General features: G+C 66.1%; 22 protein-coding genes. 11 read left to right on the forward strand and 11 right to left on the reverse strand.

Going from position 1 to position 20,737, the window contains the following annotated elements; all coding sequences use genetic code 11:
• Positions 1 to 8: 8 nt before the first annotated feature.
• From ACJYUO_RS14360 to ACJYUO_RS14400, 9 genes are all read right to left on the reverse strand, one after another.
• Positions 9 to 1,079: a [LysW]-lysine hydrolase gene (locus ACJYUO_RS14360; RefSeq protein ID WP_494346045.1), complete on the reverse strand. Its 1,071-nt coding sequence runs from the start codon at positions 1,077 to 1,079 to the stop codon at positions 9 to 11.
• 2 nt (positions 1,080 to 1,081) lie between these two features.
• Positions 1,082 to 2,230, reverse strand: coding sequence for an aspartate aminotransferase family protein (locus ACJYUO_RS14365; protein ID WP_494346046.1), 1,149 nt, complete (start codon positions 2,228 to 2,230; stop codon positions 1,082 to 1,084).
• Complete coding sequence (locus ACJYUO_RS14370; protein ID WP_494346047.1) at positions 2,227 to 3,099, reverse strand: acetylglutamate/acetylaminoadipate kinase; 873 nt, start codon at positions 3,097 to 3,099, stop codon at positions 2,227 to 2,229. Before ACJYUO_RS14370 ends, ACJYUO_RS14365 begins: the two co-directional genes overlap by 4 nt.
• Before the next feature lies 1 nt (position 3,100).
• Complete coding sequence (argC, locus tag ACJYUO_RS14375) at positions 3,101 to 4,177, reverse strand: N-acetyl-gamma-glutamyl-phosphate reductase (protein ID WP_494346048.1); 1,077 nt, start codon at positions 4,175 to 4,177, stop codon at positions 3,101 to 3,103.
• Entirely contained in the window at positions 4,177 to 5,052 is an 876-nt protein-coding gene (gene lysX / locus ACJYUO_RS14380) for a lysine biosynthesis protein LysX (RefSeq protein ID WP_494346049.1), read from the reverse strand. Before lysX ends, argC begins: the two co-directional genes overlap by 1 nt.
• 88 nt (positions 5,053 to 5,140) lie before the next feature.
• Positions 5,141 to 5,305, reverse strand: a complete 165-nt coding sequence (gene lysW, locus ACJYUO_RS14385; RefSeq protein WP_006432226.1) for a lysine biosynthesis protein LysW — start codon at positions 5,303 to 5,305, stop codon at positions 5,141 to 5,143.
• A gap of 179 nt (positions 5,306 to 5,484) precedes the next feature.
• Positions 5,485 to 6,993 carry an argininosuccinate lyase gene (argH, locus tag ACJYUO_RS14390; RefSeq protein ID WP_494346050.1) on the reverse strand — a complete coding sequence of 503 codons (1,509 nt, stop codon included), beginning with the start codon at positions 6,991 to 6,993 and terminating at the stop codon, positions 5,485 to 5,487.
• A gap of 2 nt (positions 6,994 to 6,995) precedes the next feature.
• Positions 6,996 to 8,231 carry an argininosuccinate synthase gene (locus ACJYUO_RS14395; protein WP_494346051.1) on the reverse strand — a complete coding sequence of 412 codons (1,236 nt, stop codon included), beginning with the start codon at positions 8,229 to 8,231 and terminating at the stop codon, positions 6,996 to 6,998.
• A 374-nt stretch (positions 8,232 to 8,605) separates the two neighbouring features.
• Positions 8,606 to 9,742 (reverse strand): helix-turn-helix transcriptional regulator, encoded by a 1,137-nt coding sequence (locus ACJYUO_RS14400; protein WP_494346052.1) that lies wholly within the window; start codon positions 9,740 to 9,742, stop codon positions 8,606 to 8,608.
• An 86-nt stretch (positions 9,743 to 9,828) separates the two neighbouring features.
• Between ACJYUO_RS14400 and ACJYUO_RS14405 the strand changes: the two genes are divergently transcribed.
• From ACJYUO_RS14405 to ACJYUO_RS14425, 5 genes are all read left to right on the forward strand, one after another.
• Positions 9,829 to 10,023: a DUF7554 family protein gene (locus ACJYUO_RS14405; RefSeq protein ID WP_494346053.1), complete on the forward strand. Its 195-nt coding sequence runs from the start codon at positions 9,829 to 9,831 to the stop codon at positions 10,021 to 10,023.
• 72 nt (positions 10,024 to 10,095) lie between these two features.
• Positions 10,096 to 10,596 (forward strand): 2'-5' RNA ligase family protein, encoded by a 501-nt coding sequence (locus ACJYUO_RS14410; RefSeq protein WP_494346054.1) that lies wholly within the window; start codon positions 10,096 to 10,098, stop codon positions 10,594 to 10,596.
• A 226-nt stretch (positions 10,597 to 10,822) separates the two neighbouring features.
• Positions 10,823 to 11,995: a YeeE/YedE family protein gene (locus ACJYUO_RS14415; RefSeq protein ID WP_494346055.1), complete on the forward strand. Its 1,173-nt coding sequence runs from the start codon at positions 10,823 to 10,825 to the stop codon at positions 11,993 to 11,995.
• Between the two features lie 47 nt (positions 11,996 to 12,042).
• Complete coding sequence (locus ACJYUO_RS14420; RefSeq protein ID WP_494346056.1) at positions 12,043 to 12,336, forward strand: sulfurtransferase TusA family protein; 294 nt, start codon at positions 12,043 to 12,045, stop codon at positions 12,334 to 12,336.
• The gene (locus ACJYUO_RS14425) at positions 12,336 to 12,653 is read left to right on the forward strand and encodes a rhodanese-like domain-containing protein (RefSeq protein ID WP_494346057.1); all 318 of its coding nucleotides are present in this window, start codon (positions 12,336 to 12,338) and stop codon (positions 12,651 to 12,653) included. The genes ACJYUO_RS14420 and ACJYUO_RS14425 overlap by 1 nt, the downstream gene beginning before the upstream one ends.
• A gap of 15 nt (positions 12,654 to 12,668) precedes the next feature.
• On the opposite strand, the gene ACJYUO_RS14430 is transcribed toward ACJYUO_RS14425, so the two are convergent.
• Positions 12,669 to 14,819 carry an ATP-dependent DNA helicase gene (locus ACJYUO_RS14430; RefSeq protein WP_494346468.1) on the reverse strand — a complete coding sequence of 717 codons (2,151 nt, stop codon included), beginning with the start codon at positions 14,817 to 14,819 and terminating at the stop codon, positions 12,669 to 12,671.
• Positions 14,820 to 14,979: 160 nt separating this feature from the next.
• Between ACJYUO_RS14430 and ACJYUO_RS14435 the strand changes: the two genes are divergently transcribed.
• The gene (locus tag ACJYUO_RS14435) at positions 14,980 to 15,399 is read left to right on the forward strand and encodes a hypothetical protein (RefSeq protein WP_494346058.1); all 420 of its coding nucleotides are present in this window, start codon (positions 14,980 to 14,982) and stop codon (positions 15,397 to 15,399) included.
• A 24-nt stretch (positions 15,400 to 15,423) separates the two neighbouring features.
• Here ACJYUO_RS14435 and ACJYUO_RS14440 read toward each other — a convergent pair whose 3' ends face one another.
• The gene (locus ACJYUO_RS14440) at positions 15,424 to 16,368 is read right to left on the reverse strand and encodes a cation diffusion facilitator family transporter (protein WP_494346059.1); all 945 of its coding nucleotides are present in this window, start codon (positions 16,366 to 16,368) and stop codon (positions 15,424 to 15,426) included.
• A gap of 157 nt (positions 16,369 to 16,525) precedes the next feature.
• Here ACJYUO_RS14440 and ACJYUO_RS14445 point away from each other — a divergent pair, with 157 nt between their 5' ends.
• From ACJYUO_RS14445 to ACJYUO_RS14465, 5 genes are all read left to right on the forward strand, one after another.
• Positions 16,526 to 17,056: a metallophosphoesterase gene (locus ACJYUO_RS14445; protein ID WP_494346060.1), complete on the forward strand. Its 531-nt coding sequence runs from the start codon at positions 16,526 to 16,528 to the stop codon at positions 17,054 to 17,056.
• Positions 17,057 to 17,448: 392 nt separating this feature from the next.
• Complete coding sequence (locus ACJYUO_RS14450) at positions 17,449 to 17,595, forward strand: DUF7859 family protein (RefSeq protein WP_006432213.1); 147 nt, start codon at positions 17,449 to 17,451, stop codon at positions 17,593 to 17,595.
• Positions 17,596 to 17,799: 204 nt separating this feature from the next.
• Positions 17,800 to 18,876 (forward strand): hypothetical protein, encoded by a 1,077-nt coding sequence (locus ACJYUO_RS14455; protein WP_494346061.1) that lies wholly within the window; start codon positions 17,800 to 17,802, stop codon positions 18,874 to 18,876.
• Positions 18,877 to 18,958: 82 nt separating this feature from the next.
• Positions 18,959 to 20,104: an aminopeptidase gene (locus tag ACJYUO_RS14460; RefSeq protein ID WP_494346062.1), complete on the forward strand. Its 1,146-nt coding sequence runs from the start codon at positions 18,959 to 18,961 to the stop codon at positions 20,102 to 20,104.
• A gap of 209 nt (positions 20,105 to 20,313) precedes the next feature.
• Positions 20,314 to 20,730 carry a universal stress protein gene (locus ACJYUO_RS14465; protein ID WP_494346063.1) on the forward strand — a complete coding sequence of 139 codons (417 nt, stop codon included), beginning with the start codon at positions 20,314 to 20,316 and terminating at the stop codon, positions 20,728 to 20,730.
• Positions 20,731 to 20,737 lie beyond the last annotated feature (7 nt).

Below are 20,737 nucleotides of genomic sequence, written 5' to 3' on the forward strand. Positions count from 1 at the left end.
TGAAAATCCTATTGCTCGCTGAGTGTCCGCGCAACGCGCTCGAGGACCGATACCGACTGGTCGAACTCCGACAGCGACAGTCGTTCGTCGGGCGCGTGATCGAGGTCCGAGTTGCCCGGTCCGTAGGTGACCATCGGACAGTTCCAGGCCCCAGCGTAGATGTTCATGTCGCTCGTCCCCGTCTTTCGCACGAGGCGGGGATCACTGCCCTCCTTCCGGATGGCGACGCGAAACGCCCGTGCGACCTCCGTTCGCGAGCTCATCATCACCGGCGGGACCTTGTCCTTCCAGGTTACGGTCCCGACCTCGAGTTTGGCTTCCGCGGCTTCGCGGACGGTTCCGACGTCGAGGGCCGGCGGCACGCGCAACTGGACGTCCATCGTCGCCTCGACGGAGAGGCCGTCGTCGCTGACGCCGCCTTCGATGTCGACCGGCTTGGTCGTCACCTGCTCGAAGACCGGTTCGTACTCGTCACCCTCGAAGTACGCCTCGACGGCCGACCACCAGCGGACGGCGTGTTGGATCGCGTTCGGGTCTGGCCGGGACGTGTGGCCGGACTCGCTGGTCGCGACGTAGGTGCCGGCGATCAGGCCGCGATACCCGAGCGTGATCCCGTCTGCACCGGAGGGCTCGCCGTTGACGACGGCGTCCGGTGACGCCTCGCGGTCGTCGACCAGATAGCGCGACCCCTTGGAGTCAATCTCCTCGCCGACGACGCCGACGAAGGAGACGCCGGTGCGGACGGCGGCGGCTGCCATCGCGGCCAGCGGCCCCGTCGCGTCGACGCTGCCGCGGCCCCAGAGGATTTCGTCGTCGCCGGTCTCCTCGACCTCGACGGGGATGTCCCCTGGAACGGTGTCGATATGGGAAGTCAGCAACACGGCGTCGTCCGCCGGCGCGCGGACGTTCCCGACCGCGTCGATCCAGACCTCTCGGTCGTGGGCTTCGAAGAAGTCCACGAGGCGTTTGGCCGCCTCGCGTTCCTCCCGGGTCGGCGAGGGGATCGAGACGAGATCGATCAACAGTTCCCGGGCGTCCGCCGCCGTTACGTCCATCGGTTCGCTCGAGCTCGCGTTCATGATTATGAGTCTGTGTCGGGTGCGACGACCGCGGTCAGCGCCTCTACGAGTTGGTCCGCCTCCGACTCGTCGATCACGAGCGGCGGAAGCAGTCGCAGGACGGTCCGACCCGCGGGCAGCGCCAGTACCTGCTGCTCGATCGCCAGATCGCGAGCGACCCGGTTCGCGCCGCGTTTCAACTCGATGCCCACGAGAAGCCCTTGACCGCGGACCTCGCGCACTTCGTCGCCGAGCGCCGCCTCGAGTTCGGTGACGAGATAGTCGCCGATTTCGGCGGCGTGGGCGGGCCACTCTTCCTCGACCAGCGTCGAGACGGTGGCGTGGACCGCTGCGCCGACGACCGGGCCGCCGCTGAACGTGGCGTTGTGGGAAGCCGCGCCGTCGGCGATCCAGTCCTGTACTGCGACCGCGCCGACGGGCAGGCCGTTGCCAAGGCCCTTCGCCGTCGTCAGCACGTCGGGCGTGACACCCGCATTCTGGCAGGCCCACATCTGGCCGGTGCGGCCCATGCCGGTCTGGACCTCGTCGAGAACGAGCGCCGCGCCGGCCGCCTCGGTAACCTCGCGGGCAGTTTTGAGGTAGCCCGCTGGCGGAACGTTGATCCCGCCTTCGCCCTGAATCGGCTCGAGGATGACGGCCGCAGTTTCGTCGTCCACGGCGGCCGCGAGTTCCTCGCCGTCGCCGTAGGGGACGAACTCCATGTCGCCCGCCAGCGGCTCGTAGGGCTCCTTGTACTTATCCTTCCACGTGGCCGCGAGCGCTCCCATCGTTCGTCCATGGAACGACCGGGTCGCCGCGACAATCTTCGAGTCGCCGGTCGCCGAGCGGGCGAACTTCAGTGCGGCCTCGTTGGCCTCGGTCCCGGAGTTACAGAACCACGCGCTCTCGAGTCCGTCGGGTGTGGACGCGACGAGCGCGGCGTAGGCGTCCTCGCGCGACTGGACGGGATACGAGGAATCGACGAAGGTCAACTCGCCGACCTGTTCCTGGACCGCGTCGACGACGGCCGGATGGCTGTGGCCGAGCGGCGTACAGGCGTAGCTCGCGCCCGCGTCGAGGTATTCCGTGCCGTCGTCAGTATAGAGATACGGACCTTCACCACGCTCGAGTCCGATCGGCTTGCTACCGGAAACGAAGTCCAAATCGCTCATTTTGTAGCCTCCTGTGTGGTTTCCTCGTCGATCTCGTCTCCCAGCGCGCCGGGCTCGAGGGTCGTGCCCTCGCCCGCGAGTGCGCTCGTGATCGGGTTGTCGGCGTTGGCGGTCGTGACGATAACCGACGATGCGCCGCCCTCGAGTGCTTCCTCGGCGGCCATGACTTTCTTCGTCATGAAGCCTTCCGCGGCCGCCTTGACGGCCTCGAACTCGTCGGGCGTCGCAGCCGAGTCGATCTTGGTCGACTCGTCGTCGGGGTCCTCGTAGATGCCCGAGACATCCGTGAGGACGACGAGATCGGCCTCGAGCGCACCCGCAATGGCTGCGGCCGCGCGGTCGGCGTCGGCATTGACTGCCGTGTAGCCGCCCGACTTCTCTTTGCCGAGAACCGGAACGGAGACGACGGGCGTGTAGCCGCCCGCGAGGACCGTCTCGAGCAGGTCGGCGTTGACCGACTCGATCGTGCCCGAGTGGTCGCCGCGCTTGATCTTCTTCTTGCCGTCCTCTTTGACGCGGACGGCGGACTTGCGCTTGCCCTCGAGGAGTTTGCCGTCCGTGCCCGAGAGGCCGACCGCGTCGACGCCCTCGTTCTGTAAGCTCTCGACCAGATCGGTGTTGAGCTTGCCGGGCATCACCATCTTGAAGACGTCCATCGTCTCCTCGTCGGTGAAGCGCCCGACGACGCCGCCGGGGGTCTCGACGTAAGTCGGCTCTTTCCCGAGGTCCTCGAGCGTCTCGTCGACGGCGGTCGAGCCGCCGTGGGTCAACACGACGTCCTCGCCGTCCGCGACGAGCGAGGCCACGTCGGCGAGCGCGCCTTCCGGATCGACGGCGCGTGCACCGCCGATTTTGACAACCACGGTCATCTCAGGGCGCCCCCACGGGGTGGAGCCCCGTGAACTCGAGTCCGGCCGTCTCCTCGAGCCCCAGCGCGACGTTGGCGGCGTGAATCGCCTGCCCCGCGGAGCCTTTCATCATGTTGTCGATCGCCGAGAAGACGACGATGCGCTTGTTCGACGGGTCGAGTTCGAAGCCGACCTCGGCGAGGTTCGTGCCGGCGACCGCCTTCGGTTCGGGGTAGCGGTAGACCCCGGAGCCGCCGGCGGCCATCCGGACGAACGGTTCGTCCTCGTAACAGCCGCGGTAGGCCTGCCAGAGGTCGCCCTTCGAGACCGGTCCCGACGGGAAGACGTGGTTCGTCGCGCTGGCACCGCGGATCATGTCCACGGCGTGGCAGGTAAACGCCACCGAGGTATCGAGGAACTGCTCGATCTCGGCCTCGTGGCGGTGTCCCGTCGGCGCGTAGGGGCGCACGACGCCCGAGCGCTCGGGGTGGCTCGAGGCCTCGCCGCCGCCGGCTCCCCCTTCGGAGGAGCCGACCTTCACGTCGACGACGATTTGCTCGCCGCCCTCGAGGATGTCGTGCTCGAACAGCGGGTAAAGGCCCAGAATCGTCGCCGTGGCGTTACAGCCGCCGCCCGCGATGAGTTCGGCACCCTCGAGATTCTCGCGATTGATCTCGGGAAGGGCGTATTCAGCCTTCTCGAGGTACTCCGGCGCCTCGTGGCCGTCGTACCACTCCTCGTACTGCGCTTCGCTCTCGAGGCGGAAGTCCGCCGAGAGGTCGACGACCGTGTCCGCGATGGAGAAGAAGTCGTCTATCTGGCCCATCGAGACGCCGTGGGGCGTCGCCGCGAACAGCACGTCGACGTGCTCGAGGTCGTCAGGTTCGGTAAAGCGCAGGTCCGACCCGCGAAGCGGCGGGTGGACGGAGCCGACGCTCTTGCCGGCTTTCGACCGGCTGGTGACCTCCGTGATCGCGAAGTTGGGATGGCCGGCGAGCAATCGCAGCAACTCGCCGCCGGTAAAGCCGCTCCCGCCGATGACGCTCGCGGTGACCGTCTCGGCGTTTTCGTCCGCGCCGGTCTCGGTACTGATCGCCATCAAGCGGTCACCTCGAGGTCCGGATCCGCGGCTTTGGCTTTCGCCTCGAGCCAGTCGACGACGGTGCCGGCGACGTCGGTCTCGACGGCCTCGTCGAGGGCTTTGAACTCGACGGTGTGGTTGACCTCGTGGACCGTATAGGAGTCGTCGGTTTCCATGAGGTCGACGCCAAGCAGGCCGCCACTGACGGCGTCGCTGGCTTTCTGGACCAGTTCGAGCGCCTCGTCGTCGAGGTCGAAGACATCGGTCTCCGCACCCTTGGCGGCGTTGGTGATCCAGTGGTCCGAAGAACGGACCATCGCGGCGATGGGCTCGCCGTCGACCGCGAGCACGCGAATGTCGCGGCCCGGTTTCTCGACGAACTCCTGGATGTAGAACACCTTGTGCTCGTAGTGGCCAAGCGTCGCCTTGTGCTCCAAGATGGCCTCGGCGGCCGACTCGGAGTCGATCTTGGCCATCAGGCGACCCCACGAACCCACGACGGGTTTGAGGACACAGGGGTAGCCGAAGTCCTCGATGGCCTCCATGGCCGTCTCCTTCGTGAAGGCGACCTTCGTCGCGGGGGTGGGAACACCAGCCTTCTCGAGCGCGAGGCTGTTTTTCACCTTGTCCGCGCAGATGTCCGCGGTCTCGTGGCTGTTGACCACGGGGATGCCGTAGGCCTCGAAAAACTGCGTGGCGTACAGGCTCCGGCTCGTGGCGAGACAGCGGTCGACGACGATGTCGAGGTCCGCGAACTCCTCGGGGACCTCGCTGATGTCGAAGGTCTGCTTTCGAACGTCGATCTTCGTGATCTCGTGATCGCGCTCGCGAAGCTCGTTGAGTAGGAGCTTCTCATCCTTGCGAATCCGTGAGTAGAGTATGCCGACGTTCACGCGAGCCACCTCTGATTGGGGCCCCCGGAGCTACGCGCTCCGCGGAGCGTCGCGGCGGGGGACGGCAGTATCCCAGCCGTCTGCAAGGTCACTCACCCCAGTCCTCTTCAAGCTCGGGGGCCTGCTCGAGGACCGGCGGCTCGGTATCGACGACTTCGAGCTCGGCACCGCAGGTCGTACAGTCGATGATCTCTCCGACTTCCAGATCGTCGTGCAGGGATACCTCAGCCCCACACTCGACGCATTCGGTCATTGTACTCGCACGTGGGGGCCGGGATCCCTTAAAGCCTTCGAACTTAACAGCAAAATTATACTTCCGCACTACGCTCTAACGGACCGAGAACCCTACTGTCCCGCTGTATCAGTTCGACATATCATGAAATCAGTATATTATCCCCTCGCGGGGATCGCCGGACCGCTCGAGCCAGTGGCTCAGACATAGCCGTTCACCTCCGCGCGGAGCCGGTCGTGGGCCGCCTCGAGCGCGTCGGCCGTGTTCGCGAGCGTCTCCTCGTCGGTCGCGAGCGCCTCGCGGGCCGACTCGAGTTGGGCGGCGACCGCTTCGGGTGCGGGACCGCCTTGGGAGTCGCGGCTCGCGACGCTTTTTGCAGGATCGAGCGCGTCCTCGACGGCCGCGGGGTCGACGTGGGCTTCGAGCGATTCGCCGAGGACCTCCTGTGCGGCAGACTCGAGTGCGTCGTAGTCTGCCCCGTTTTCGGCGGCGATCGCGACCAGTTCGTGGGCCGTCCTGAAGGGGAGGCCGCTGGCCGCAAGCAGGTCCGCGACGCCGGTCGCCGTCGAGAAGCCCTCGCCGGCCTCCGCGGCCAGCGTCGCCTCGTTCCAGTCGGCCGTCGCGACCGCGCCCGCCGCGACCTCGCTGGCCTCGGTCACGGCGTCGACGGTCTCCCACGCGTGGGTCGTCGCCCGCTGTAAGTCGCGGTTGTACGCGCGCGGCAGCCCCTTGAGCGTCGTCGTCAGCCCCTGGACCCCACCGGCCGCGTCGCCCGCGACCGCGCGGACGAGTTCCAGCGTGTCGGGATTCTTCTTCTGGGGCATGATCGACGACGTCGAGGAGTAATCGTCCGCCAGATCGACGAACCCGCGGTTCGCGAAGATGATCACGTCTTCGGCCAGCCCCGACAACGTCGTCGCGTGGGTCGACAGCACCTGGACCGTCTCGAGCAGGAAATCGCGGCTCGAGGCGGCGTCCATCGAATTTTCGACGACGCCCTCGAAGCCGAGCAGTTCCGCGGTGTGCTCGCGGTCGATATCGAACGTCGTGCCGGCGAAGGCCGCGCCGCCGAGCGGCGACTCGTTGACCCGGTCGTAGGCCGCGAGCAGGCGCTCGGTGTCGCGGCGAACGGCTCCCTCGTAGGCCAGCGCCCAGTGGGCCACGGTGGTCGGTTGGGCGGGCTGGAGGTGGGTGTAGCCGGGCATGATCGTGTCCCGGTGGTCGTCGGCGACGGCCGCCAGCGACTCGCGCAGCGCGAGCGTCGTCTCGATCGCCTCGAGGAGGTCCTCACGCAGCCGGTAGCGGATACAGGCCGCGACCTCATCGTTGCGCGAGCGGGCGGTGTGCATCTTCCCGCCGTCGGCACCGATGCGCTCGATGACGGCCGTCTCGATGGCCTCGTGGACGTCCTCGCCGTCAGGCAGGGAGTCGTGGCCGTCGACCTCGATCGCGTCGATGGCGGTCAGAATCTGCCCCGCGACGTCGTCCGCGATGATGCCCTGCTCGGCGAGCATGACCGTGTGTGCACGGTCGACCTCGAGGTCGGCCTCGAAGATCCGTTCGTCCGCTGCGAGCGAGGAGAGGAAGCTCCGGGCGGGGCCGCCGCTGAAGCGGTCCCGGCGGACGACGCCTTCGTCGGGGTCGGTTCCGCCGTCCGCGGCGGCCACCGACTCGAACACGGGCCCGTCGCGAGCGCTCTCCTCTGTCATCGTTAGTCCTCGTCGTCTCCGCTGCCGTCGGTCGCGAGTTCGGCTTCCGCCTCGTCGGCGTTAGCGGCGATCGCCTCGTTCGCGAGGCGGCGCTGGAAGCCGTGGTACTTCGCGACGCCGGTGGCGTCTTCCTGTTTGATCTTCCCGACCGTCTCCGTGTCGAAGGAGGCGTGTTCGGCCGAGTAGGCCGCGAACGTGCTGTCGCGGGCAACCGGACGGGCCTGGCCGCCCTCGAAGCGGATCGTGACGGTCCCGGTCACGCGCGTTTGGGTCTCGTCGATGAAGCCCTCGAGCGCGCTGACGAGCGGGGCGTCGATCAGACCCTCGTAGCCCTTCTGGGACCACTGCTGGTCGATCTGTTGTTTGAACTGACGCTCCTCCTGGGTGAGGACGAGCCCCTCGAGGGACTCGTGAGCGTTCAGCAGCGTCGTCGCGCCGGGGTGCTCGTAGTTCTCGCGGACCTTCAGGCCGAGCATGCGGTCTTCCATCATGTCGGTGCGGCCCACGCCGTAGCTGCCGGCGAGTTCGTTGAGGTGCTCGATGAGTGCGACCGGCTCGTACTCCTCGCCGTCGACGGCGACGGGGTAGCCGTTCTCGAAGGTGATCTCGATCTCCTCGGTCTCGTCCGAGGGGTTGTCGGTCCACTCGTAGATCTCCGTCGGCGGGACGTAGTTCGGGTCCTCGAGGTCGTCGCCCTCGACCGAGCGGCTCCAGATGTTGGTGTCGATCGACCAGTCACCGCCGCTGCCGCCCTCGACGGGCAGGTCGCGCTCGGCGGCGTACTCCTGTTCCCACTCGCGGGTCAGGCCGAGTTCGCGCACGGGGGCGATGACTTCCAGATCCGAACTGCGCCAGACGGCCTCGAAGCGCAGTTGGTCGTTACCCTTGCCCGTACAGCCGTGGGCGATGCCGGTACAGTCCTGTTCCTCGGCGACCTCGAGGATCGCTTCCGCGATCACGGGACGGGCAAGCGCCGTGCCGAGCGGGTAGCCCTGATAGGTCGCGTTCGCGCGAACGCTCTCGAGACAAAGTTGCGCGAATTCCTCTCGCGCGTCGACGACGTAGTGCTCGAGACCGAGCGCGTCGGCGGTTTCTTCGGCTTCGTCGAACTCTGCGGCCGGCTGGCCGACGTCGACCGTAACGCCGATTACGTCGTCATATCCGTATTCCTCCTCGAGTAGCGGGACACAAACCGTCGTGTCGAGCCCGCCCGAGAACGCGAGTGCAACGCGTGTCATGTCGTACTCGAGTGAAGCCAAAGGAGGGACTTAAGCTCATTGGTTTCAATATCGTAAATTAAGGATAGAGCGGTTGCTAGCCGAAAATACTGGTATTTCGGGAACGTTGGAACGAACCGGAACTGGGGGGGAGTAGTATAGTGCGGGCTCAAAGGCCCGGTCGGAATCGTCGCGGTCGCCGCCGAGCGACGGACCCGTCGGTACCGGGAACCGCGAACGCGGTGCCGACGGACTGACTCATTGTTAGAAGCGTACAAAGCCACAGTATTAAATCCTGCTACATCGCGCGCTCCCGTCGTCAGCGGGGCGTTCGGTCGGGTTCGGGAGACGAAACTCGAGAGTCGGGACGAAACGGCGAGGTACCCAGAAGTAGCCTACTCCTCGTCGGGCAACGACAGCACGTTCTCCCGGCCGATCCGGAACACGTCGATCTCGTCGTTTTCGCGTAGTTCACCGACCACCTGACTCGTCTTTGCCTCGGTCCACCCGAGCTCCGAGACGACGGCCTGTTGTTTGATCCGGCCGCCGCGCTCCTCGAGCAGGCGCAGGACCCGCTCTTCGTTGCTCAGCAGTTCCGTCGGCGGGCCGTTAGCCGCGTTCGACTCGGGTTCGGGCGAGCCGTCGGTCCGACGGACGGTCTGTGGCTCGGTGTCGTCAGTCTCACCGTCGGAGTGATCCCGGCCGAGCAACCAGCCGGCGACGCCGACCGTCGCGAGCAGTGCGAGGGCCAAGACGACGAACACCCACGGCATCGTCGGTCCCTCCTCGGTCCCGCCCGCGTCGGCGTTGGCGGCATCGCTTTTGATCAAGACGAGCTGTGGCCCGCCCTCGGGCGTATTCAATTCGTCCGTCCACGTGACCGAGTTGTTGGATTGGTCATCGGGCGAGGGCTGTACCTGCGGTGTCCCCTCGCTCTCGTGGATGGCGTACCCCTCGGGCCAGCGGAACTGCAGCGAGGTCCCCTCCTCCAACGTGAGTCCGGACAGCGCGGCCCCGGCCTCGATTCGGTTCAGTTCGACCAGCGCGAAGTCGGACCAGTCGAAGGTGACGACCGCGTGGCCGACCTCCCGCGGCGCGGTGGCCCGCTCCGTCGTGATCGACATGTTCGAGAGTTCCATCTCCCGACTGGTCTCGTTGACGCCGTCGGTGAGGGTGTCGTTCCATTTCGTCCGCTCCGCGGCGACGTACCGGTCCGGGTCGTCGGAGATGTTCTCCGCCAACGGCTCCCACTGCTCCTCGGAACTGTTCTCGCCGTAGAGATGGAACTGGTAGTCGACAGTCACCCGCGCCGACCCGTTCTCGGAGATGAACACGTCGATATGGATCTCGTCGGCGTCCTCGAGTTGCGGACCGGCAGTCGAATCGGTCTCTTCGCCACCCGAATCGGCCTGTAGCACCGCTCGCTGGACACCGGTGTCCGTCGTGCCGACGGTTGCGGCCGGGACGACCGCGAACGAACACCCAACCACCACGAGCACGCAGATCAGGGCCCGCAACCCCCTCACGTCCATTATCATGACATGCCGTAGCCGTCTAAATAGGTCTTTCCGACCGCGGTAGCGACGTGTTTTTCAAACGGTCAGCCGAACGTGAACATATGCTCGATATCCGCGGTAAACTCGAGGTCGAAACCCTCCTGAAAGTCGTCCTCGGACTGATCGCCGTATTGCTCGTCATCGAGGTGCTCGAGGCGATACTCGGCACGCTCGCGAGCGTGTTCGGCCTGTTCGTCCCCATCATCCAACTCGCGATCGGCGTCCTGATCATCCTCTGGTTGCTCGACCAGCTCTAACTCGGTCGACAGCGGCCGTTCGACTCCCGAGACCAGCAGACTGATACCGATACGCTTCCGATATCGATCGAAGTGTACAGCGTCAACGTCCCGGTCCCCGGTCGCGTTCGCCAGCTCGCGAACCGGCTCCACCCCGACCTCATCGGGTTCGAGACCGTCCGCGAGGACCACTCCTGTCTGCTCAAGCGACTCGGCGAGGCCGACCACGTCGCACAGCTTCAACACCGCGCCCACCGCGCGCTCGAGGGAGCCCCCGCCGTCGAAGCCGAAATTACGGGCATCGACTACTTCGAGGACCCGCCGCTCGGTTCGGCACCGGTCGTCTACCTCGCCGTCGAGAGCCCCGGACTCGAGGGGATTCACGACGATCTCACCGAAGCCTTCGAGACCGTCGAGGGACTCGAGGGCAGCGACTACGTCCCGCACGTGACCCTCGCCCGCGGCGGCGATCTCGAGACCGCAACGCGACTGGCCGACCGCGAGATCGAGCCGATCCGGTGGACGGTCAGCGAACTCGAGTTCTGGGACGGCACGTACAAGCTGCCGGTGAGTCGCGTTTCGCTGCCGGCCTAGTGCCAGTCCCGTGGAGACTGACAGCGCGGCGAAAGATTCGCCCCGTCTCCGGTTTCGGCGGCTGCAAATACCGCTGCTATCTCCGCTACCGACGACAGCGATCGTTCCGCAATAGCGGCTCGCTCTGTCGACGGATCCGCTGTCGTCGGGGCTCGAGCGCGTCAACGGTCGGGGTAGCGTCGTCCGGGTGGCCGCGGGTTAAGTCCTCGAGTCCCTTGGCATCGGTGTGGTCTCAACGCTACTCGTCGCAGCGATCGTCGGAATCGCCCTCGGAGCCTTTCTCCAGAAGGGGCGGTTCTGTTTCGTCAACGCCTTCCGGGACTTCTTCGCCTACAAGGACTCCCGGGTCACGAAGGGCGTCCTCGCTGCGACACTTCTGACGATGGTCTTCTGGGGTATCGCCTACCAATTCGGCTACTATCAGGGATTATGGACGCCGGACTGGGGACTGACCGGCCTCGTCGGCGGCTTCATCTTCGGGGTCGGGATGACCTACGCCGGCGGCTGCGCCAGCGGTACGCTCTACCGCGCCGGCGAGGGCTACCTGCAGTTCTGGCTCACGCTGTTGTTCATGGGCGTCGGCTACGCCGGCTTTACCGTCGCCTTCCCGACGCTCGAGAGCACGTACTTCGAGGCGCTCACGTTCGGGACGGGTGCGACCCTGTTCGAACTCACGTCGATCCCGGGGAGTCTCCTCGCGCTCGGGGTCGCGGTCGCCGCCGTCCTCGTCTACGCGACGCTGACCGGCCGCGCATCGACGGCCGCCGCCTTCGGCGAGCGCGCGGACGCGGCACAGCTCACCCCGACCGCGCTGCTCGCGCCCGTCGTCGGCCTCCGCGGATTCGTCCGCGGAACGGTGGCCTACTTCCGCGGTCTCGCCCGGGCGTGGCGTCATCCTATCGCCTCGAGCAAGCAGCCGTGGGATCCCCGAACCGCCGCGCTCGGGATCACCGCGGCGGCGGTGCTGTGGTTCAGTCAGGTCTCGATCGTCGGCGTCACGGGTCCGGAAGCCCGCTGGACCGGCTACCTCCTCTCGCAGGTCGGCGTCGACGCGGAATCGTTCGACTACTGGGGCTCGGTCCTGTTTCAGGGCCAAGGCGTCGGGATGACCGTCGACATGGTGATGATCGGGTTCGTCATCGTCGGCGCGTTCCTCGCCGCCCTCTGGAGCGGCGACTTCTCGGTGCGGGTCCCGAAGCGACGACGGCTGCCGAACGCCGTCGTCGGCGGCCTGATGATGGGAGCCGGGTCGCGACTCGCTCCCGGCTGCAACATCGGAAACATCTACTCCGGCATCGCGGAGCTCTCGATCCACTCCTTCATCGCGGCGATCGGCATCGTCGCCGGCGTCTACGTGATGACCCACTGGATCTACCGCGAAGTCGGCTGTGCGATCTGATCGAATCGTTCGCCAACTACAAACCGCGACAACAGAGACACGAAACAATGCCATCCATCGACGACGTTACCGACGCGCCGGACGAACTGAGCGACGACCGAGCCGACGAACTCCTCGAGGAGGCCGACCTCGTCCAGGACATGATGGGCGAGGTCTGCCCGTACCCGCAGGTCGAGGCCAAGAAGGGGCTCCAGCAGATTGAGTCGGGCGACCTGCTCGTCCAAGAGACCGACCACGTCCCCTGTACCGAGAACGTGCCGCGAGCCGTCGGCGACGACGCCGACGCGCGGGTCTGGCGCAGCGGCGACGCGGTCTACCGCATCTACCTCCGGAAACGATAATGGTCGAGGAATTCGCCCCCGAGACGGTCCGCGAACGCATCGAGAGCGGCGCGGAGTTCGACCTCATCGACATCCGCGACGACGAGGACTACGCCGAGGGCCACCTCCCCGAAGCCGAGCACGTCACCGTCGACGAACTCGAGGAGACCGTCGTCGACCGGGACTGGGCCGACGACGTCGTCGTCTACTGTTACATTGGCCAGACCTCGGTCCAGGCCGCCCGGCTCATCGAGGAGTACGGCGACGCCGAGCGGGTCGCGAGCATGGCCGGCGGCTACGACGCGTGGGAGCAGCCGGAAGCGTCGGCCGACGACTGAATTCGAACGAAGCCGCTACGGTGCCGGCGGCTCGCCGTCGTACCCGTCGTGGTCGCCGTAGAAGTTGCGCATCGCGAACTTGAGTTTTCCCGGGTCGATATCGATCAGTTCCTCGCGTTCCTCGTGGGGGAAGATGCCGTTGACGCTGTACTTGCCCAGATCCGGCTTCGCCTGCCGCGAGTACCGCCGGTCGAGCAGGGCGCGAACCCCGACCTCTTCCGGCGACCGAATGACTCGTCCTAGAGCCTGTCTGGTCTTGCGGATCGTCGGGATCTCGACGGCGTAGCGCCAGCCGGTATCGGTGCCGTCGAAGGCCGCGTCGTAGGCCTCCTGGACCGCCTCGGCGCGGTCGTCGAGATGCGGGTAGGGAACGCCGACGACCAGCACCGTGTGGGCGTCGTCGCCATCGAAGCTTACCCCCTCCGCGAGAGTGCCCCACAGCGAGGTACACAGCACTGCGCCGTCGTCCGCGACGAACTGTTTTCGCAGCTCCTCGACGGACTGGCCCGGTTCGTCTACGTACACCGTCCGATCGCTTCGGCTCGCGACCCGATCGGCGTACCGGCTCGCCTCGCCGTAGTTGGGGAAAAAGGCGAGCGTGTTGCCGGGAGTCATCCGGACGGCGTCGTGGATCGTCTCGGTCACGGTTTCCTGAACCGCGGGGTCGTCCCGATCCGAGGAAAAGAGCGGCGGCGTCTCGACGGCGTATGTCCGGCGGTTCGCCTCAGGGAACTGGAGCCCGTAGGCCATCGACACCGCGTCCTCGAGTCCCAGGACGTTTTCGGTGACCTCGAACGGCTGGATGGTCGCGCTCATGAGGACGGTTGCGTAGATTTCGTCGAACAGCCGGCCGGTCACCTGCCGCGGGAGACAGGAGTACAGCTCCGCGCGGCCGTAGACCTCGTCGGTGCCGGCGTCCCGAGTGACGGAGACGACCGGGTAGAGCCCCTCCGCCGATCCCTCGGCCATCCACGCGCTGAGGAAGCCGGCCGCCTGCAGGGTCTGACACTCAGTCCGCGTGGCTGTCTCCCCCTCGCGGTAGGCCTCCTCGTACTGCTCGTCTAACTCCTGGCCCAGCGTCATCGCGGCCTCGAGGTCGTCGTCGATCCCGCTACCGGAGTACCGCTGCAGGAACTCGAGCGTGAGGTCGTCCTTGCGGTCCTCGTTGGCGATGGGGACGTCTTCCCAGTTTTCGGCGATCGACTCGCGGTCACCAAATCCAAAGGAGTCTTCGTAGGTTTCGACGAGCGCGCGATGAAACGCCGAGAGGACGTTCGCGGCGTCCTCAGAGCGCGGGTCGTCGCTGTCGGCCAACTCGTCGAGCGCGGAATCGAAGGTCCGCTCGGAACAGGTTCGGGTCGCGTGTTCGCGGGCAGCGTCTTCGACGTTGTGGGCCTCGTCGAAGACGGCGATCACGTCCTCGGGATCGCGGCCGAGCCACCGGAAGAACTGCTCTCGAATCGTCGAATCCAGCAGGTGGTGGTAGTTACAGACGACCAGATCGACGCCCTCGATCCCCTCTTTTAAGAGTTCGTACCCGCAGAATTCCTGCTGTTCGGCGTAGTCGTAAATCTCGTCGGGCGTACGGACGTCCTCGAAAAGCCAGCCGAAGAAGTCGTCCGTATCCTGCGTGAGATTATTGCGGTAGTAGTCACAGACGTTCTGCTCTGCTAACTCCTCGAGTCGCTCCTCGATGTCTGCGAGTTCGTCCATCACCGCCGAGCGGGCGTCGGCCGCCGCGCCGTCGCCGTCCTGGCTCTCGGCCAGCAGTTCGCGCTGACGGGCCTCGAGTTGCTCGCGGTCCTGCTCGGCGTCGACGACGGCACGGGTGTTGTCCCGCAGGGCCTGACACTCCTCGTAGCCGACGTCGATGTGACACATCGAGGACTTGCCTTTGAAAACGACCGCGCGGATGGACTCCTCGCGGGTGATCGCGCGGGCCTCAGCGACGAACTGGCGCATCTGCTGGTGGACGTTGGTCGTAATGACGACCGTCTTGTCCTGTTCGCGAGCCACCTCGAGGGCGGGCACCAGCGACGAGAGGGTCTTACCGGTCCCGCAGGCACCCTCGAAGAGGACGTTCTGCCCGCGGGTCAGCGAGTTGTGGATGCGGTCCATCGCCTCGCGCTGGTTCTCGTACGGCTGGTCGTACGGGAAAAAGCGCATGTACCCGGCTGTCTCGGACACAGCGTATGATAGGTTCGCGCTGCGATAAAAGGATTCGTCTCGATTCGATCCGCCCTTAAAAATCGACCGGCGACGGCGGGGCCCGCCGGCCGGCGAACGCGCGGTACAGGGACATGTGTCTCGAGTGCTTGGCCTCGGTATGGCCATTCCGGGATACGATTCCAGCAGCGTCGCCGAATACACGCTCGAGCAGGCGGGGGCCCGCGTCGAACTCGTGGCGGGCGTCGTTCCCGACGCGTTCGGGCTCGCAAAGAGCGGCCGCGAACCGCCGGTCGACGCGCTCGGCGATCCCGTCGACCTCGTCGCCTGCGAGGAGCTGAAGGCGGTCGAAGCCGTCCGGATCGCACTCGTCTACGACCCGTCCCGTCTTCCCGCGGGCGCGAGCCCGACGGACGTCGCGGTCGCCGTCGATGCCGAGGACGGCTGGGAGCCCCTCGAGTCGACGGTGGACTTGGCGGAGACGACGGTGGCGGCGGTCTTGAACGACCGGCCGCCGGGAACGACGGTCGTCGCGGGGTACGACGACACGGACGAGGAGAGCGGTGATTCGGCGACGTAGCGATACGAGAACGAATCCGGCCGATTAGGTCTCGGGCTCGATATAGACCTTCTGGACCTGATCGTCGTGGGCTTGCAGCGCGCGTTCGATCTCGCTGATCCGGTCGTCGATCGTCGCCGTGTCGAGTCCGGGCTCGAAGGCCACGTCGGCGGTGACGAGCAGTTCCTCGGCCCCGAAGTAGACGGTCCGGAAGTCGACGAGTTCGGCCACGCCGTCCGAGTCGGAAAGGATCCGTCGCAGTTCGTCTTCCGCCGCTTTCGAGAGGCTCTCGCCGAGGATGAGTCGCTTGTTCTCCCACGCGAGCGCGACGGCGAATCCCATGAGCATGAGCCCGATGACCAGCGCGGAGCCGGCGTCGTACATCGGGTTTCCGGTGGTCCGGGTGAGGTAGACGCCGAGGAGCGCGATCCCCGCGCCCGCCAGCGCGATGGAGTCCTCGGTCAGCGCGGTCAGCGTCGTCACGTCGCTGGTCTTGCTAAACGCCTCGCGGAGGCTCGTCCACCCGTGCTCGTCCATCTGGCGGCTGATCCCCTGATAGGCCTTCCAGAGGGCGTAGGATTCGAAGAGGATCGCACCGATCAGCACGGCATAGTTGACGAGGATCGGATCGAACGTCCGTCCGAGCAGCGTGACATCTTCGGCAGCGCGGTGGACCCCGCCGTGAGTCAGCGCGTCGTAGCCGTGGCGAGCGCTCTCCCAGCCGGCGATGCCAAAGAGCATGACGCTGACGAGCAGGCTGTAGAAGAACTGCGCCTTCCCGTGACCGAATGGGTGAGACCGAGTCGCTTCCTGTGCGCCGTATTTGATCCCGACCAGCAGGAAGATCTGATTGCCCGTATCCGAGATCGAGTGATACGTCTCCGACAGCATGGCGGGGCTTCCGGTGAGCATAAACCCGCCGAATTTCAGAATCGCAATCGCGCCGTTCGCGAACAACGCGGCGAGAACGACGGAGGTACTACTGGCCATCGACGGGGGCTACGAACGGGCGGGCCTAAAATGTAAGCCGTTCTAGAGCCGGTTCGGTTCCGGTTCGGGGCCGATCAGCTCCATTCCCGACCCCGATCCGGACGCCGGCGGCGACCGCATCCGAAAGGAACCTGTCAGTGGCGGGCAAACGGCGACTATGATCGCGATTTTCTCCGACACGCACAGCGACCGGGGACACGAACTCGCAGGCGGGGCGCTGGCCGCGGCCCGCGAAGCGGAGACCGTCATCCACGCCGGCGATTTCACGAGCGAGGCCGCGCTCGAGGCGTTTCAGACGGAGTGTGACCGGCTCTTGGCCGTCCACGGAAACGCCGACAGCGCGGCGGTTCGGGACCGCCTGCCGACGGCTCGCGTCGTGGAGGCGGGCGGTGTCAGGTTCGCCGTCACGCACCGACTGGACGGCGGCGAAACGGGCCTCGCGATGTTCGGCCGCTCGCGAGGGGCCGACATCGTCGTCTCCGGACACACCCACCGGCCCACCGTCGTCGAGACCAACGAGGCTGTCCTGCTCAATCCCGGCAGCCACGCCGACCCGCGCGGGAATCGGCCGGGCTTTGCCGTGCTCGAAGAGCGTGAAGACGGCGAGGATAGCGACGGCGGCCTCGAGGGCGAGATTCGAGACCCCGACGGAACAGTGCTCGAGACGTTCGACGTGCCGACGGCGTAGCTCGCCGTGACTGCGGGGCGGGCAGTTCGGTGGGGGACGAGAGCGATAGAACCAGCGATAGCGCCAGCGGGGACCGGTGAGCCGCGATCGGTATCGATCGGTGCCGGCCGCCCGTATCGATCCGGGCTGTCAGACGGGGACTGACACGGGCGACCGCGCGATCGGAAGGGAGGGGTGATCGTCGGGGACGGTGGCCTCGATCTCGAGGGGCAATTCTCGAATCGGTGGCGGGAGGGGATCGAGGCCTATTGCAATCGAGACGCCGGGCGACGTTATAGCCAGCGCAAGCTGAAAGACCGCTTTTAGTTACGGTTTCAGTAGCGGGAGACCGGCACGGAAGCAACCAAGCGAGGTCGAAACGGTTAACCACACTGATAGTGTAGCCGCGGCACATGCTGGATCCCATCACCGGTCTCATCCCCGACGACCCCGTCATCATCGCGGTCGTCGTGATCCTGCTGTCGCTCGTCTTCTTCGGCTATCTCCTCGTGCGCCGGACGGTCCTCGAGTTCCGCGACGGAATGCGCGGCGACCGCTGAGAGCGGACCGGCGGTCGATCGAACGCTGCGTCGAGTCACTCGAGTGCCGCATTGATATCCTCGCGAGCGATATCGCGGTGCGTACAGAGCCGGACTGTCATCGGACCCGATCAGCGTCTCGCCGAACAGTTGTACCGCCGCCCTCGAGCGACGACACTTTCTGTGACGAAAACGTTCAATAGACCGTCATGAGTACGGCGACGTATGGTTCCCGATCCCGGTTTCGGATCGCCTCCGGACGACAACCAACCGCCGGCAGCCGACGGCACTGGTGCCGAGCGTTCGACTCCGTTCGTGCACCACGTTTCCCGCGTCGTCGACCGCTTCGACGACCTCTGGCCGTTCGCCTTGGTCCCCCTGTTCGCCGCGCTACTCGAGTTCGAGAAGGTACGACGGGCGCTCGGGTCCACCGGGCGCGGGTTCGCGATCAACCTCGAGTTCGCCTTTCCGTCCCCGCTCGTGACGCTGTGGCGGTTGGCCGACCCGCCGGAACCACCCGCAGTGACTTCGCGAACCGGGTACGGGGACCCCTTCGGTGGGGCACCCGGCGAACCGGAACCGACCGGTGGCTCGACCGGCTCGGTCGGGTCGACCGGCTCCCTCGACACCGACGTGACGATCGAGACGGCCGTCGGAAGCGTCGAACTGCCCCTCGAGGCCCTCAGCGTGGAAACGCTGGGTTGGATCGGGCTCGCGGCCCTCGTATACGTAACGTTCTCGGGAATCCTGCTGGCGGCGTACGTCGGCGGGATCGACCGGCGCCTGCGCGGCGAGCCGGTCGCCGTCGGCGCGTGCGTCGCGACCTATGCGCCCCGATACATCCTATACAACCTCGTCGTCGCCGGCGCCGTTCTGCTCGTCTTCCCGCTGTTCGTGCTCGCGCCGCCGCTCATCCTGCTCGCAATTCCGGTGATCGTCGCCCTCGGCTACGTCTTCTATCCCGTCCCGTTCCTGTTCGTCACGGCCGACGCGTCGCTGCTCGAGGCCGTTCGCCGATCGCTCGAGCTTACGACGGCGGGCGGGAAGGTCCTCAGCTTCGGGCTCTGGCACCTCCTCGCGGCGGTCGTCGCCTCGCTGGTGCTCTCCCTGCTCGTGAGCGCCGGCGGCGTGGGCTTCCTGCTCGCACTGTGTGTCTCGGCCCCGCTGGGACTCGTCCTGACGGCCGCGACGGTCTCGTTCTTCCGGGAAGACATCACCGACGAGGAGGCGGCGTCGACCGACGGGTTCTCGAGCGACAGTTCGGGACCCGAGCCCGACGACTACGGATGGGCCGACGACTAACGGTCCGGACGAGCATCGACCGTCTCGGTCGGCGGGTTCCTGATCACGAACCGTTTTTTCCTCCCCCGCACAATACCGGGGCATGGACCCGCGAATCCGCGAGCACGCCCAGGTCATCGCCAACCACTCGGTCGACTTGGAGGAAGGCGACAACGTCGTCGTCGACGCCCATCCGGTCGCCGAGGATCTGGTCGTCGCGCTCCACGAGGTAATCGGCGAACACGGCGCGAATCCCGTCACCACGAGCCAGCGGACTGGAAAGCGAAGCCAACGTGCGTACCTCCGCTCGTCCGGCGGGAGCGAGGCCCAACGTGGCTCGGACGAAACGAGCGGTGAAGCCGCGAGTGCCGAGTTCGAGACCCCCGAACACGAACTCGCGCTCATTCAGAACACGGACGTCTACATCGCCATTCGGGCGACGGACAACGCCACCCAGACCAGCGACGTCGACCCCGAAACCAGCGCGGCCTACCAGCAGGCCCAGCGCCCGATCCTCGAGGAACGGCTCTCGAAGCGCTGGTGTCTCACGCAGTTCCCCGCGCCGGCAAACGCCCAGCTCGCCGAGATGAGCACCGAGGGCTACGAGAACTTCGTCTGGGACGCCGTCAACAAGGACTGGGACGCCCAGCGCGACCACCAGGAGAACATGGTCGAGATCATGGACCCCGCCGAGGAGGTCCGCATCGTCAGCGGCGACACCACGGACGTGACGATGTCCGTCGAGAACAACCCGACGCTGAACGACCACGGTGAACACAACCTCCCCGGCGGCGAGGTCTTTACCGCACCCCAGCCCGACAGCGTCGAGGGCGAGGTACTGTTCGACATGCCGCTGTACCATCAGGGCCGGGAAATTACGGATGTGTATCTCGAGTTCGAAGGTGGCAAGGTCGTCTCCCACTCGGCGGCGAAAAACGAGGACGTCCTCACGGAAGTCCTCAACACCGACGACGGCGCGCGCCGGCTCGGCGAACTGGGCATCGGGATGAACCGCGATATCGACCGGTTCACCTACAACATGCTCTTCGACGAGAAGATGGGCGATACCGTCCACATGGCCGTCGGCCGCGCCTACGACGACACCGTCGGCGAGGGCAACGAGGGCAACGATTCGGCGGTCCACGTCGACATGATCGTCGACATGAGCGAGGATTCCTTCATCGAAGTCGACGGCGAGGTCGTCCAGCGCAACGGAACCTTCCGATTCGAAGACGGCTTCGAGGAATAGACTCACGACGAACGAGGTGAGTCGCGGGCTTCCTCGCGAGCGAAGCGAGCGAGGGTTCGGAAGAGCGGAGCTCTTCCGGTATTTTTCATCGAAGTCCGCGAGAGCGGCGCTCTCGCGGGCCCAGCAGAATCTCCGATTCTGCAGACGTTTTTGCGTGAGTGGTCGCTCACTACGGTCGGATTTATACTTGTGAAATTCCAGTTATACGTATGGCAATCCTCGTCGCCTACGACGGCTCCGCACCCGCACAGAAGGCGGTCGAACACGCGTTTGCGATGTATCCCGACGACGAGATCGTGTTGTTGCGCGTCATCGAGGCCGCGGACGGCTCGACGGGAGCCGGGATCATGGCCGCACAGGAGTGGTTCCGGGACCGCGAGGAGACGGTGTCGACGGAACTGCCCGAGGAAATCGCGGCGATCGTCAGCGATTCCGATCGGGACTTTCGGACCGAGACCGCGGTCGGGAAGCCCGCGCGCGAAGTCGTTCGCTTCGCGGAAGACAATGACATCGATCACATCATCATCGGGAGCCACGGCCGATCGGGACTCTCACGTGTCTTGCTCGGCAGCGTCGCCGAAACGATCGTCCGTCGCTCGCCCGTCCCGGTCACGGTGATGCGCTGAGTCGGAG

The sequence above is a fragment of the Natrinema sp. CRL1 genome, assembly GCF_059162405.1.